Here is a 14,345-nt window from a genome sequence, read left to right on the forward strand (position 1 = left end):
ACGAACGCTTCGGTGCCGACGCCTTCGACGAGGGTATGAGCACTCGGGACGCTGAGGGCGTGATGCTCATGGTGGAGTCGTTCTATCTAACGACAACCTCAGACCCGGCCTACAACACGACTGATGTTCAGCGGTGGGGCGTAGTCAGAGCATTCGTGCAATCGCTGGCCAAACGCTTAGCGCCTAGTAACCCAGAGTGGGCCGCAGCTGCTTCTATGCTGGCAGCCATGGGCAGGATGCGCGCCCCCCGTCTCGGTGGCTTCCGCTTCATTCGTGCGCTGCCGAAAACAACGCTGCTGGACCTCCTTGAGGTAGCGCATCCCAGCTCGCCTCGAAATCCTTTCAAGGGGTATCAAACGCGCGTGCGGAACTGGCTCATCGTCAACCTAATGCTGCTGGCTGGGCTCCGTCGTGGCGAAGCACTGCTGTTGGCCTGTGACTCCTTGAAGGAAGACGTGGACCCGGAGTCAGGAGAGGTGGTTCGTTGGCTTGACATCACCACGGTGTTCGAGAACGATCCGAGGTCGACCACGCCACGCATCAAAACTCTGGAATCCCACAGGCAAATTCCGGTGTCAGAGGACTTAGCTCTGCTCTACCAGCACTTCGCCGCCGAGCATCGACCTACCGATGCCGGACATGGTTTCCTACTGACCACCAAGGCGGGGGCCCCGCTCTCTGCCGAGGCACTAAGTAAGGTCTTCAGGAAACTGACGGATGCCCTGGCACCCGAGGCAATCCAAAGCCTCTTCGATAGATCTGGCGGCAAGACGAACATTTCGCCTCACGACCTGCGACACACCTGCGCCACGGCCAGATACACGATGTTTATGGAGCTGAACCCCGACCGCGAGTTGGCAATCCAACGGATGCGGGCGTTCTTCGGATGGTCAGCGAGGTCAGCCATGCCTGAGCACTACGCACGTGCGGCGATTCAGGACGACTTGATGCAAGCATGGAACACACTGTTTGCTGAAAAGACTAGTCTTATGCGGGGGATTTCTGCGTGAACCACGCCATTGAAATCGCCCTCCCGCAACCTCAGTCCGAGCATGGTGGGAAATCTCCCTTGGACTGGAAGTGGCCCGCTGCCCCCGCGTTGATGACCCTTTTCGACAAGTATTCCGGACGGGAGTCGGTGGTGAGGTTGGCGGACCGTCACTGGGAGGTCTTTGCAGCTGGCAGCACGGTACGGCTGGAGTTCGCCGAGGGTCAAGTTGGCGAATTACAGCGAGCGCTTGTTCTGCTGACACGACGGGCGTCCTCCCCAGCACCATTCCGGACCTTCGCCAACGTCCTCATAGCCAAATGGCCAGCCATCTTGGAACTGCTCGCTACCCCTGCGGAAAAGCTGCGAGAGACCTGGACCACTGTGCTGAGCCACCCGCTGGAGACGAACGTCGCGAAGGCCGTGTTGAAGCTAGCTTGCAAGGCTGGCGCCGGCCACTGGCGAGCAGTTCACATGCCTCTCGTGAAGAGCTTGGACACCTTCGTGAAGGAAGGCTTACGGCAGAACAAGCGAAGCATCGGCAAGAGAGAGCGTGTGGCTTCCGTTGACGCCCAGGCAGCTATTGTTCGAGTTCTGGATGCGGCGGCGAGCGAGGACGACTTGACCGACAGACAGGTGGAGGGCGCTGTCGCACTGCTTATCACCTACCAACACGGTATGCGACCAGTTCAGGCGCTGTGCCTCGACGTGACGCATGTCCGCTTCTTCCGTGATGCAAGCGACGACCTTGCTTGCGTGCTCTCGTTCCATGCTGCAAAGCAAACACCAGGCAACGAATTCGAGTTGCTACGCCAAGTCAAACCGGAGTGGGTTCCGCTCGTCGCGAGGCTGCACGCGACGGCGCTCGCTCACGGGCGGCAGCGGCTATTCAACGCAACCGGACCAATTACCTTCTGGGACAGGGCAGTGGTTCTCTGTAAGCGGTTCTCCGTGCAACTGGACAGCACGGCGCGCTCGCTCCGTCACACCGGGGCGCAAACGCTCGCCGATGCGGGGCATGATAGGGCTAGCATCCAAGCGTTCCTCGGCCACAAGTGCGCAGAGGCCGCGTCGCACTACATCCGGGCAAGCTTCAAGCAAGCCGAGCTCATCAACACGGCGCTCGGTGCGTCGAAACTCTACAACAGCCTCTTGGACATATCGACCGGCAGTTTCGTCTCAGCCGACGAGATACAGCTGGCTCCTGAGGACCAGCAGATTGGCGCTGTGGTGGGGTATCGGCTGGTTGCTGGCGTGGGACTGTGCAAAGCGGGTCAGAGCAGCTGCGCCTACAACCCGGTGACGTCTTGCTATGGCTGTCCGAAGTTCATGCCATCCCTAGACCGGGAGTCCCACGTCGAAGCTATCGAAGGGATGCGCGACCAAGTCCGCCTGTACCTAAAGCAGGGAATCTCCGATGAGACGCCGGCCTACCGGCAACTCACGCGCGCGCTGGCGGGGGCGCAGCAGGCGTTAACCCTGATTGATGACCGACCCAAGAACCACGGATGACCATCCACATCCTCTCGCCTCAACTGACGCCACCGCCGCAGGCCTATCTGAGCTTCATCGACCGGATGCGTCGTGTCGCTTCATCGCACGGACTTGACTGGCACATCGAACTCGACAGCAACGGCGCCGCCACGTCTAACACGGACTGGGACTTACGCAAGTTGAACAAAAGCCATGACCTCCACGTCCCTGGAAGTTGTGGCTTTGCGGTGTCGCGCGACCTGACCGCGATGGCGGCCTCAACTGGATGGCACCCCAGCCAATTGCCGGAAGGCGCGGTGCTCGGTGAAGACGTGCAGGACTTCATCAAAGCCCTAATCGTCGAGCACTGCAGCAGCGGCCGCTCGACCGGCGACACACAACAAATAGCCAGAGCTGCTCGTCGCCTCTTCTCTCTGGTTCGATGCCCGCCGTGGGAGCTTTCACGTGAAAACTTTGACGCCGTCTTGGGCCTTAAGGCCTGGTCCGACAAGCCGGCGCGCGACTTCTCAACGGTCGCGAGGTACATCGACGAGAACCTCATCTCCGTTCATTGCCCAGTCCGCCCGGAACTAAAAAGGAAGGAGTCGTCAGCGTTGCTCGGCTCGCTGCAGGAACGCCAGCACGCCGAGAAGCTACCGGACCTTTCCGCGCTACTTGAACTGACGCGAATCGTCTTCCAGGAGACGCCCCAGACCTACATGGACGCAGTTCGCTTCGGTGTCGTGAAACTGGCTCTGTTCACGGGACTGCGAATCGAGGAGGTGCTGACGATACCCGCCGACTGCTTGGTTTGGGATGAACACCTCGACATAGTCACCGGCCGCCCGGCCGGAACGGTGGGCGGCGTCTCACGCTCCTTGCGACTGCACTATTACGCCGAGAAGCACATCGACGGCGCCCCAAATCTGCTTGTTGAGGCACACCAGCATGTGCCCGCGATGTTCGAAGATGTTGTGGTCTCAACGGTCACTGAGATGGTAGAGATTGTCGGCCCCGTCCGAGAGCTGCTGCGCCTGCAACAGCAGAACCCCAGCCGATTTCCTGACTCGGATTGCCGGATTTTTCGTACCTCCTCCGGGCGGCCAGTTTGGACCAGCGACCGCCTATTTCTGAGCCTGGGGCGGAGTACGGCAGGACGAACTTACCCGCTCCAGCTTCCCCTTCAAGAGGACACAGAAATCAAGCCGATGCTGTACCCGGGAATGCTCATCGCGCTAGGACGTCATGCAGGCCGGTCGATGTTCAGTGTGTACGGACGGTCGCCTGAGTCGAAGTTGATGTCAATCAAGCCGCACAGTCTTCGGCATCTCATGAACACAGAGATGTTCCGTAAGAATGTGCCTGACACCATCATTACGCACCAGTTCGGTCGACGGACCGTCGCTCAGAGCTACGAGTATGACCATCGCAACCTCGCAGAGAAGTTGAGCTTCGTCAAACTGCCGCCTGCAGCGTCCAAGGTCCTTCCCGCAGGAAGCGCCAAGGAATTGGTGGGCAAGATGGTCGTCAGTGGTATGGCGCTGCAAAGCCATTTGGGGCAATCGTTTAAGCGCATCCAGCACGAGAGCGGTGATGAAGCAGCCTTCATCTACTTGGCGGCCAACGCAGATGGCTTCCACGTCACGCCGTACGGTTTCTGCACCAACAGCTTCTCTGTCAATCCCTGCACTCGACACCTCAAGTGCTTCGACCAGTGCAAGCACTTTACGGCCAGCGGGGTCGCTGAGCACCGGGTGACTCTTGAAGACCTTCGCTCGAAGCTCGTGGCGATGCGGGACGCGGCTCGTTGCAAGCCGGCCACCACCGTGGGGCGCAAGAACCAGATTGCCCATGCCGAGCGGCTGATTGCTGGTGTGTCGGCTGCGCTTCACGCCCAACCGAACCAATCCGTCTTCGCAGACGGCATCGACCATTCCACCCTGAAAGAGGACATCTTCAAATGAGGCTGCTCTTAGACCCCAAGAACGAGGAGCTGGCCGACATCCTCAACACGCTACTCACCGACAACATCGACATCACGGCGCGGGAGGTGGCACGGCGCCACAGCACGTTGAAGAACCCTTCAGCGTTCACGCGCAATGAGGCTAGAAGCGCGCTCATCGCTGCGGCCCAGGCACAGCAGCAAGGAGTACGCAAAATCGTCGCAGGAGGTGGGGGCGCCGGCAGTCTGCAAGACCAGGCCGCAGGCTACCGGCAGGACATCAAGCGGCTGGAAGCCCAGCTCACGCATATGGTGGCAGCCCACGCCGGCCTCATCCGCGCGGTTCAAATGGCCGGAGGCGGGCCTGCACTTGAGCGGTTCTGGCGAGACTACAAGGCGGTGGGCGACGCGGTACACAGCCTTTCAGCAGCCAACGCCGAGCGTCCAGTAACGCATCTGCCCTTGCGCGTCGTCAAGATGTCAGACGGAACGGCAGATTGACAGGTCGGAGCCGACCTGCCTGGGTTGAGTTTTTGCAGCAAATCCACAATGCGTTCGCACAACAAAACCTCCACTGATTCGCGTCGCCAATCCACCACCTAATCGCGCAGTGGCAACAGCAATGAGCGCTGATGTAGCCGAAGAAAGCTAGCGCCAGCGCAACTGTGTTGGTGTTCCTATCGGCCAAGTGCAGTCCTTGACCTATTTTTCCCCAAGAAGTGCATCAGGCTGATCTCCGACACTCGAACCTAACGCCTGAAAGTTCGCGTGTTGCGCAACTGGTCATTGGCCGAGCAGGGTCTCAAGCGACCGCTTTGTTGCTCAGACCGGTCACTCTATTGATGCGAGCCGGGCAAGGTAGCAGGAGCAACTGATCACACCAAGGATGAATTGGTTCTCCCGACCCGCTGCGGTCGGTGTTGATGTAGGCAACGATCCCAGAAAACCGTCCGAGAAACCGGGGGAATCCCACCCCGGATACTTGGCGGCACGGCTTATCGGAACCATTGCGAAGAGCATCCGCAGTTGGCTCTATGCCGTTTTGTGTGGAACGCCCCTGCCTCATTTCGCTGATGCCGGGTTGAAGGGGTGATCAGGCAGATGGGCCAGCTTGGACATGCGAAGGTATGCGACGGCGATGAAGTTGCCTGCCGTTCGGAAGCCTCGTGCGGCGCGTTTGGCCTGCTGCAACAGGCCGTTCATGGCTTCGACGAAGGCATTGGATCGGTTGTCCAGCATGCCGCTGATCACGCCAGCGAAGTGGGTCTTCAAGGTCTTGGCCAGTTTCTTGAAGGGCTCCAGCCGCGAGCGTGTGGCCCAGCTCAACCAGGCGCTCAGATCTGCCTGAGCCTGCCTGGGGTCGTTGTGCTTGAGCGCTGCGCCATAGACCTCGCGCAGGGCCATCTTCAGGCGCCACGCCCGCGCAGATTTCAGCGTGGAGTGCTGCAGCCAGTGCATGGCGCTGATCTGTTGGCCGCTCCAGGCAGGTGGGTTCTTGCGCATGCCCCACATCAGGCCCTTGAGCACTTTGCGGTCCGTGCCGCCCAAGGCCGCGTGCACGGCATGGGGCTGATCGCGCCATTCGGTTCGTCGCACTTCGTCCATGGCCTCGATGGCCATCTTGACGACATGGAAGCGGTCGTAGCTGATGGCAGCTGCCGGCAGCGCCAAGCCCACCCCCTTGGTGTAGGCAGCACTCATGTCCTGACAGACGTGATGCACGACAGCCGGATCGCCGCCATGGGCCTTGAGGTCTTGGGCAAAGTCCAACACGGAGTGGTGGCTGCGCCCTTCGGTGGCAAACAGCAGGCGCTTGGCAGCCAGATCGTGCACGACAGTGATGTAGTGCTGCCCACGCCGCAGGCTTGTCTCGTCGATGCCCACGGTACGTACCTCGCTCATGTCGTCGATTGCGCGGGCCTGTTGAACATAGTACTCAATGCGCCGCCACAGGGGCTTGTCGGCACAACGCAGCAGTGCAGCGGCTTGCCGCACCGGCAGCTCACGGCACAGCGACAACGCCAAGGCTTCAAACAGCGCCGTAAAGCCAGAGCCTTCGCGAGCCCAGGGCACACCCACCTGCGTGGTCTTGCCGCAGCCAGTGCAGGCCACCCGCGGCACATCGGCGTGCAGCCAGGCTTCGAACTGGAAAAAATCAAGGTGTCGCCACGAGCGGCGAAGGCGGTCATGGATGCCTTGCGCCGGGGTGTTGCAGTGCGGGCAACTGAGCAACTTGGCGTTGCAGCGCACCTCAAAGTCGATGCGCCGCTTGGCTGTGTCCAGATCCACCTTGGCCACCTCCCACGGCGCAACCAAACCCAACGCGCTGGTAAACAGCGTTTCAACTCCAACGCTCACGAGACAGCCTCCAGTTCATGCACTACAAGGCCGCATGGGCATGTGGACAAGCCGCTCTGCGACTTGCCCACATGCCCACACGGCGCTACGACCACCACCGATTGTCGCCGTTGGTTTCCACACGAAACGACGAGGGGCCCCGCAGTTGGCCCGCGGGTCCGAAACACGTAGCCAAGGTCTTCTCAAAGAATTAGATCGGCCAGAACCATAGAACGTCCAAAAGCATTCTCTGGTGTGGTGACCTCATGGCTGCACCGAGCAGTGCGAAGCTGCCACATGAGCCGCTCGGTGCGATGCCTCGTAGTGTGCAAGCGGCTCATTACCATTTAACGCAACGAGCAAATTTTCAGCAGCCTGCAACTCGATGGCTCGACGAACCTTCTTCACCGCCGAACCAATGTGGGGTGTGAAAACCGTGGAGGGGTGTTGCAAGAGTTCCGGATGAATCTGGCGTGGACGGTCTGCCAGCAGCCAGTCTTCCATCTCGTACACATCGGCGGCGTAGGCACCCAGGCGCTCGTCCTTGAGCGCCCGTGCCACGGCAGCCTCGTCCACAACCGAGCCTCGCCCAATGTTGACCAGGATCTGCCCCCGCCGAACACCTTCAAGCATGGTGTCATTGACGAGGTGACGCGTTACGTCCAGCAGCGGAACGGCCAGAATGACATAGTCGGATTGCGACAGGGCCTCACCCAGGCTCACCATGGTCAGGCGTTCGTCATCACCATGCGGGTCCACGCCCAGCAGTTGAGCGCAACCAAATCCGCAGAGGCGGTCAACGATGGCCCGTCCCACGGCGCCCAGGCCAACGACCGACACGACCGAGCCGTGCAGACCTATTCCATACAGCTGAGGACGCCAGCCGGCGTAGCCCCTGCGAACACGGGTGTCGCCAGCGAGCACGTGACGCGCAGCGGCAATGGCCAGACCGATGGCCAGCTCTGCCGTGGGCTCTGTCAGAAGGTCTGGCACAAAGCTCACGCTGACCCCCGCTTTTTCACAGGCCATCAGGTCAAAATTGTCATACCCTTTCAATGCGCAAGCGATGGTCTTGAGCCGTGGAGCGTTCAACAAAGTTCGCATGTCTACCCGGTCAGGCATGAACGCCATCATGGCGTCGGCGTCCTTCAGGTGGAGGTAAAGCTCTTCCTCGCTCCAAGGCTCAGGCCCTTGATTCATCACTACATCACCGGCGGATCGAAGACGCGCCAGAACTGCTTCATGGATGGGCTGCGTCACCACAATTTTCGGCATCATTACCTTCCTCTCTCTTTCTATTTCAGATGTTTGCGAAGCGCCGACCCAATGCCGTCGACCACGAGCACGCATATGAGGATGGACAGCAAAATGGCGGAGACTTCGTCGTACTTGATCAGGCGCAGAGCCGCCATGAGTTCAAAGCCAATGCCGCCCGCACCCACGATGCCCATCACTGCCGATGCGCGAAAGTGATATTCCCATCGGTAGATGGTGATGTCCGCCAACTGGGGCAAAACCTGCGGTAACACAGCATGGGTGATGACCTGAAACCGGCTTGCGCCCGCGGCCTTAGCGGCCTCCAGAGGTTTCGGGTCCACGTGCTCTATGGCTTCGGCGTAGAACTTGGCCACCATGCCCGTGGAATGCAGGGCCAACGCCAGCACACCAGGCAATGCCCCAAAGCCCACGGCCGCGACGAACAGAATGCCCAGGATGATTTCAGGCACAGACCGAAATGCAGCCAAGATGGTTCTGACGATTCGCCCAACCACCGCATTCGGCGCGGTGTTGGGCGCCGCCACCAGGGCCAGCGGCAACGACGCCAGAACGGTCAGCGCCGTGCCTGCGATCGACATGGCCAAGGTGTCGCGCAGTGGAATGACCCATTGCTCCCAGCGAGCGAAGTTGGGCGGCACCATCTCAGAGGCCAACTGCTGAATGGCAGGAGCCCCTTCGATGAAACGCTGCGCGTCAAAGAAACCGGTGACATGCAAAGCCACCACACAGACGAACAGAACGACACAGGCGGCGCCCAGCCGTCTGAGTCGCCGCTGTCCGTCAATGGCAATGATGGATTCCAAGGCTACCGATGTCATTTCATGCGTCCCAGATCAAGCTTGAGAATCTGTGCTGTGTCGCGAAGAATGTCGTAGGCCTTGTCATCGGTAGCGGCAAAGGCCTCGATACGGAATGATTTGAGAATCTCGGCGTCCTTCATCTGAAGAAAGGCGGCTCGGATGGCTTCCTTGAGCTCCGGCGTGAGATTACCTTGCATCGCAATGGGATAGTTCGGAATGGGTGCCGACAGTTCAAGTTGCACAATCTTGTTGGCATCCACCATGCCCTTTGCGATGAGGTTGTCCAGAATGGGTTTTGACAGAGCGCCGGCGGGAACCTGCCCTGCCTGAACAGCTCGGGCCACGGCATCGTGCGTGCCCAGGTGAACGGGGCGGTAGTCAGTCTCGCCGTTCAGTTGGTGGTTTTTAAGCAAGTGCGCGCGCGGTGCAAGGTGACTGGACGTCGAAGCCTGATCGCCAAAGCCAAACGGCTTTCCTCGAACGTCAGCCAGCGTCTTCACCGGGCCGCCCGCCGTGGCAATGAGAACCGACTGGTAGGTCGGAGAGCCGCGCTCCACGCCAACGGCAAAAGGCTCAATGTTGGGCGCCTTGGACTTGGCCAGCACGTAAGAGAACGGTCCAAAGTAGGCCACCTCGATGCGGCCAAAGCGCATGGCTTCAATCATCGACGAGTAGTCCGTAGTCACCGTAATCTCTATTTCCTTCTTCAGGGTCTGTTCCAGGTACCGCTTCAGAGGCTGTGCGTTCTGAATGATGGTGGCGGCGTTTTCGTCCGGCAACAGTGCAACGCGAAGCTTGGAAGGATTTTTGCCCTCGGCATGGGCGCCAAGTGGCAACAGGGCGGCCAAAGTGGCGGCAGCGATAAATTGGAAACGGCGGCGATTCAGCACGGTAAAAACTCCTTGGATTGAGAGGGGGAATCAAATTGACTGCCCATGTTGGCAGGTGAGGAAGAACGGGACGGTTCGACAGGTGACGACTTCGCGTACAGGGCAGACTGGGCTTCTTCCGTCAACTGCGCTGCTGTCCCGTCGAACACCACCTGGCCCTGGCGAAGGCCCACAATGCGGTCGGCGAACATGCGCGCGAGGTTGACTTGATGCAGACTCACGATGGCCGTGAGTCGGTCTTTCTTGCAGATGTCGTGAAGCAGGGTCAACACACTCTGCGCGGTCGCCGGGTCGAGGCTGGCCACCGGCTCATCGGCCAGCAGCAGGCGGGGCTTCTGCACCAAGGCACGCGCAATGCCAATGCGTTGTTGTTGCCCACCAGACAAGGTGTCTGCCCGTGCTAGGGCTTTCTCAAGCAGGCCTACGCGGTCAATGGCCGCCAGCGCCTCCAGCTTGTCAGCCTTGCTCCAAGGCCACAACGACGCCAGAGATCCGCGGGTGGCGAGCTTGCCCATCAACACATTGGCCAGCACGCTTTGCCGCCCGATCAGGTGGTGCTGCTGGAACACCATGCCGCAGTGGCGCCGATGCTCAAGAAGGTTGCGTTTTGAGACGGTGCCGCCCGGCAGATCGGCCACCGACACCTCTCCGTCTGTGGGGCTAACCAAGCCATTGATGCTGCGCAGCAGCGTTGACTTTCCCGCGCCCGACGCGCCCAGCAGCACAAGGAACCCGCCATGCTGTACCTCCAGCGAGGTGGGCGCAAGCGCTGTGTGACCATCGGCATAGGTCACCGTGATACCCCGCAAGCTCAGATGGCTCTCGCGAATTGCAGTTTTCATAGCTCGGTTTCATTTGTTGTGGTGCGCTAGACGCACACCAGGACTCAAGTGGTCAGAGGTATCTCTCGGGAAAGAGGAGGTTCTGGAAGAAACAGCTTCAGTGGAAGCACAGCTCAAGTCTGGGTGACCAAGGTGTCATGAATATGAAACTTTCATCCCTAAAAATGAGGGCACCCATAGATCACATCAATGTCTGGACTCAGCCTCCTCGCAGCCTTGAAGGCCTTTGACGCAACGGCCCGAGCCGGCAGCATGACCGCTGCCGCGAGAGTGCTCGCTATTCAACAACCGACTGTTTCTTCACACATACAGCGCCTGGAGGTCGACTTCGGCGTGGAGCTTTTTCATCGGCGCGGGCGGCGGCTTGAACTCACGTCCTTTGGACGCACTCTGTTGAACTACACCCGGCGTACCTTCAGTGGCGAGGAAGATGCGCACGCACTGCTCGCTGCTGCGAAAAATCAATACGTAGGGCGACTGGTCATCCATGCCATCGGGCCGCACAACGTGCTGCCCGTGTTGAAGCTGTTCATGAAACAGTTCCCCCAGGTCAACGTGGCTGTTGGCGTAGGCGACTCGCGAACCATCACCGAAAAGATTCTTGACTACCAGGGAGACGTGGGCATGGTGCTCAATCACGTCGCTCACCCAGATCTATTTGGCGCGGCTTACCGTACCCAGCGATTGGTGATATTCGGCAACACCCAACACTCACTCGCGCAACGGGCCACTCTCAAACTGCGTGATCTGCAGGGTCAGAGGTTCGTCATCCGAGAGGAAGGATCGACGACCAGACGCGTGTTTGAACAAGAACTAAAGGAGCGAGGCGTCGAGGTGCAGGTGGCTCTGGAGATGGGCAGCCGCGAGTCCGTTCGAGAGGCGGTGGCGGAGGGGCTGGGCCTAGGCGTCGTGGCGGAAACAGCCTACAGGCCAGATCCTCGCCTTGTTAAGTTAACTATTTCAGACACCAGCATGGTGACACAGGTGCACTTCATCTGTAGAAAGGAGCGGCATCAAGCTCCTCTGATCTCGACCTTCCTGGGTTTGGCGCATAGCGTAAGTCAGAAAATTGCCTAGGTATGGAACTTGGATTCCATGCAGCCGTGGGGCATGGGACCGAGGGGCAACTGTTCGCCTGTAGGCCGACTTAAGTTAAGGGTTGTAGGACGCCCGTAATCGCGCGGCGATCCCATCTTGACTGCGGGGCGCGGTCGTGTATCTGAATATGCGCTGTCAGGCTGACTGCCAGCGGTATGGCAGCAGCTCGCCGATCTGGGTGGCGGGCTGCATGGGCAGGCGTGCCATGACATCGCGCAGGTAGGCGTAGGGTCGTGCCCGTTCATGGGGAGACGTGTGCTAGACCATGACTGCAGCTCCCTCGATACCGGTCATCGATGCTGCCGCGCTGCTGGGTGAGCCAATGACAGCTTTGTGCCAGGCACCGTGAACTCAGGTCACGGCCGCGACCGACAGCAACCGCTGCGTAGCAGTCATAGAGTCCTGGAGGTTGAACGGCAGCAATAGGTGGCCGAATTGAATGCAAATCGTTGATGAGTTTGGGATGGAAATCGGTGGAGGACTTGTTGTGCGAACGCCTAGTGGGTTTGCTCCAAAATACTCACCCGGGTGCCCACTTGGCTTCCGGGCAATGGTCGCCACTGCCAATGAAACGCAACAGCCCTACTCTGTTAATCGCAACACCAGTCAACGACTTCCTTCTCAAAGGAAACGCAACAGTAGCCTGGTGCACTTAAATCGATGGAGTAGATCTCCTGCGCGTGCCCAAGGCCTGCAGCCAGGCTCATCATGCGGTCGGACATGTCCCCATACAGTTCAAAGTTGGCCGACAAAGCAACCAGTCCTGATTGCTCTGCCAGATGTTTGATCTGGAACCAGGGTGCCCCCATGGCGATACCCAGTGCCTTGGCCTCGTTGCTTCTGGCAATGGCACATCCATCGTTGTTGGACAGCACCACCACAGGAATACCTTCCAGGCTGGGGCGAAACACCCGTTCACAACTCACATAGAAGTTGTTTCCATCGACCAAGGCGTACACGGCAGTCTCATCCTGGCATGCGATTGATGAGCTGGATGGTCATGTCGTCGGCATCGCCCTTGAAGAACACTTTCAGTGCCTCTCCAAACAGGGGCTCCTGGGGTGCTGCCAGCTGGAACAGGGTCATGCAAGACCGAAACTTGAGGTTGTCCGGGTGGTGCAGGATCTCCAGGGCGGATTTGTCATGGTGCTGCAGGACCAAGGCAGTGCACTCTTTAAGCCGCGCCCCCAGAACGGGATGGCCGAAGTACATCCTGGCATCGGCCAAGTCACTCAGGCCATAGAACAAGGCGGTGGAGCTGCGACCCAGGGCTTTGAGCTGAGGGAAGATGAACCACATCCAGTGGGTTTGTTTGTCGCCAGCTCGCAGCTCTTCTAGGACGTGGGCATACAGGGGTTCTTGGGCGGCTAAAAAGCGGTCGTGTTCCATGGGACTTCTTTCCGTGTGTTCGTTGTAGCCCTGAGCCCTAGGCGGGAAGGACTTTGATAACGCTGGTGACCACGCCCCAGATTTGCAGGGTCTGCTCCTCCTTAGGGACGATGTCGGGATACGTGGGGTTGCCTGCCACCAGCTTGGTACGGCCGGATTTCCTGTACAGCTGCTTGACGGTGAACTCGCCATCCAGATTTGCCACCACAATCTGCCCATGGCGGGGACGCTTGGACTTGTTGACCACCAAAATGTCCTGGTCGTCGATCCCAAAGGCCACCATCGATACACCACTGGCTCGCATAAAAAATGTAGCCTGCGGGTTGGGCACCAGCAAACCAGAAATGTCCAGACGCTCGGCTCCCAGGTCTTCTGCAGGCGAAGGAAAGCCGGCAGTGACCTTGTTCAGCATGTACCGCACCAGCAAAGAACTAACCTTGCCTGGGATTGGTATCAAGACCTGCGATTTACTGTACATAAATACAGTATATTCAAAAGACCGCAAACGAACAATGCCAAAGCCCATCAGGGCACGATCGACGTAGCCCCCAATTCACCAGACATCACATGCCGCTTTGGAAACATGCACTCCTCACCTTGTTGGCAAGCGCCTGCGTGTGGGCTCACGCCGACACCATCACCGGAAAGGTGGTTGGTGTGGCAGATGGGGACACCATTACGGTACTGGACGACGCCAAGCGCCAGCACAAGATACGGCTCAGTGGCATTGATGCGCCTGAGAAGAGTCAAGCGTTTGGCCAGCAGTCAAAGGAAAGCCTCAGCGACCTGGTGTTTGCCAAAACAGTCGTGGTGGAGACCGACAAAATCGATCGCTATGGACGCCGAGTGGGAAAGATCTGGATCAAAGGGATCGACGCCAACTTAGAGCAGATCAAGCGCGGGATGGCCTGGCACTACAAGCAGTACGCGCGTGAGCAATCCGAAGAGGATCAGCGGGAGTATGCGGAGGCTGAAGATGAGGCGCGTGAGGCCAAACGGGGATTGTGGAAGGACGTCGAACCGGTTGCACCATGGGAGTTCAGACGTCGGCAATAAACGGATATTGCTCGTTCTGGATATCCGTGGTCGACCCAAAGCGGGCTTCTGCAGCCCGAGACTGATTGCCCGATAGCAGACATTCAGGACTGACAAGCCAGGCGGATACGATGGGCAGCCGAAATGCGGCGCGTGCTGCCGCTGGCCCGACGACAGCGAGCGAACCGTCTGGGCCGGCTTTCGGTCATACAGGTCGCCGGACCTACTGCGGAACAAGCGCCGGACTTGGGTGGCCTACCTTGTGCACTTACT

Annotated in this window: 13 protein-coding genes and 2 pseudogenes; 6 read left to right on the forward strand and 9 right to left on the reverse strand. The window is 59.3% G+C overall.

Features of this window, described 5'->3' with window-relative positions; translation table 11 throughout:
* Positions 1–35: 35 nt before the first annotated feature.
* Genes CHU94_RS08855 through CHU94_RS08870 form a run of 4 tightly spaced genes read left to right on the forward strand, consistent with a single transcriptional unit; the run spans position 36 to position 4,904 of the window.
* Positions 36–1,010: a tyrosine-type recombinase/integrase gene (locus CHU94_RS08855; RefSeq protein WP_211296892.1), complete on the forward strand. Its 975-nt coding sequence runs from the start codon at positions 36–38 to the stop codon at positions 1,008–1,010.
* Positions 1,007–2,500, forward strand: coding sequence for a site-specific integrase (locus tag CHU94_RS08860; RefSeq protein WP_094478835.1), 1,494 nt, complete (start codon positions 1,007–1,009; stop codon positions 2,498–2,500). The genes CHU94_RS08855 and CHU94_RS08860 overlap by 4 nt, the downstream gene beginning before the upstream one ends.
* Positions 2,497–4,425, forward strand: a complete 1,929-nt coding sequence (locus tag CHU94_RS08865) for a hypothetical protein (protein WP_094478837.1) — start codon at positions 2,497–2,499, stop codon at positions 4,423–4,425. Before CHU94_RS08860 ends, CHU94_RS08865 begins: the two co-directional genes overlap by 4 nt.
* Positions 4,422–4,904, forward strand: coding sequence for a hypothetical protein (locus CHU94_RS08870; protein WP_094478839.1), 483 nt, complete (start codon positions 4,422–4,424; stop codon positions 4,902–4,904). The genes CHU94_RS08865 and CHU94_RS08870 overlap by 4 nt, the downstream gene beginning before the upstream one ends.
* Positions 4,905–5,465: 561 nt before the next feature.
* Here the strand turns inward: CHU94_RS08870 and CHU94_RS08875 are convergent.
* From CHU94_RS08875 to phnC, 5 genes are all read right to left on the reverse strand, one after another.
* Positions 5,466–6,761 carry an ISL3 family transposase gene (locus CHU94_RS08875; RefSeq protein ID WP_094478841.1) on the reverse strand — a complete coding sequence of 432 codons (1,296 nt, stop codon included), beginning with the start codon at positions 6,759–6,761 and terminating at the stop codon, positions 5,466–5,468.
* 243 nt (positions 6,762–7,004) lie between these two features.
* On the reverse strand, positions 7,005–8,018 hold the full coding sequence (locus CHU94_RS08880; protein ID WP_094478843.1) for a phosphonate dehydrogenase: 1,014 nt from the start codon (positions 8,016–8,018) through the stop codon (positions 7,005–7,007).
* A gap of 17 nt (positions 8,019–8,035) precedes the next feature.
* Entirely contained in the window at positions 8,036–8,836 is an 801-nt protein-coding gene (phnE, locus tag CHU94_RS08885) for a phosphonate ABC transporter, permease protein PhnE (RefSeq protein ID WP_094478845.1), read from the reverse strand.
* The gene (phnD, locus tag CHU94_RS08890) at positions 8,833–9,708 is read right to left on the reverse strand and encodes a phosphate/phosphite/phosphonate ABC transporter substrate-binding protein (protein ID WP_094478847.1); all 876 of its coding nucleotides are present in this window, start codon (positions 9,706–9,708) and stop codon (positions 8,833–8,835) included. Before phnD ends, phnE begins: the two co-directional genes overlap by 4 nt.
* Positions 9,702–10,550, reverse strand: a complete 849-nt coding sequence (phnC, locus tag CHU94_RS08895; RefSeq protein ID WP_008903163.1) for a phosphonate ABC transporter ATP-binding protein — start codon at positions 10,548–10,550, stop codon at positions 9,702–9,704. Before phnC ends, phnD begins: the two co-directional genes overlap by 7 nt.
* A 189-nt stretch (positions 10,551–10,739) precedes the next feature.
* Between phnC and CHU94_RS08900 the strand changes: the two genes are divergently transcribed.
* Entirely contained in the window at positions 10,740–11,627 is an 888-nt protein-coding gene (locus tag CHU94_RS08900) for a LysR substrate-binding domain-containing protein (RefSeq protein WP_094478849.1), read from the forward strand.
* A 156-nt stretch (positions 11,628–11,783) separates the two neighbouring features.
* On the opposite strand, the pseudogene CHU94_RS08905 reads toward CHU94_RS08900, so the two are convergent.
* The 4 genes and pseudogenes from CHU94_RS08905 to CHU94_RS08920 all read right to left on the reverse strand — a co-directional run.
* A pseudogene (locus tag CHU94_RS08905) lies at positions 11,784–11,879 on the reverse strand (transposase domain-containing protein); the annotation flags it as partial.
* Between the two features lie 419 nt (positions 11,880–12,298).
* Positions 12,299–12,607 (reverse strand): annotated as a pseudogene (locus CHU94_RS08910) (DNA polymerase V subunit UmuC); the annotation flags it as partial.
* Between the two features lie 7 nt (positions 12,608–12,614).
* Complete coding sequence (locus tag CHU94_RS08915; protein ID WP_094478851.1) at positions 12,615–13,037, reverse strand: DUF1810 domain-containing protein; 423 nt, start codon at positions 13,035–13,037, stop codon at positions 12,615–12,617.
* 37 nt (positions 13,038–13,074) lie between these two features.
* On the reverse strand, positions 13,075–13,449 hold the full coding sequence (locus tag CHU94_RS08920; protein WP_094478853.1) for a LexA family transcriptional regulator: 375 nt from the start codon (positions 13,447–13,449) through the stop codon (positions 13,075–13,077).
* 155 nt (positions 13,450–13,604) lie between these two features.
* Here CHU94_RS08920 and CHU94_RS08925 point away from each other — a divergent pair, with 155 nt between their 5' ends.
* A complete protein-coding gene (locus tag CHU94_RS08925) occupies positions 13,605–14,093 on the forward strand; it encodes a thermonuclease family protein (RefSeq protein WP_094478855.1) in 489 nt (162 codons plus the stop codon).
* Positions 14,094–14,345 lie beyond the last annotated feature (252 nt).

Origin of the sequence: Rhodoferax sp. TH121 (assembly GCF_002251855.1) — a bacterium.
GTDB lineage: Bacteria > Pseudomonadota > Gammaproteobacteria > Burkholderiales > Burkholderiaceae_C > Allorhodoferax.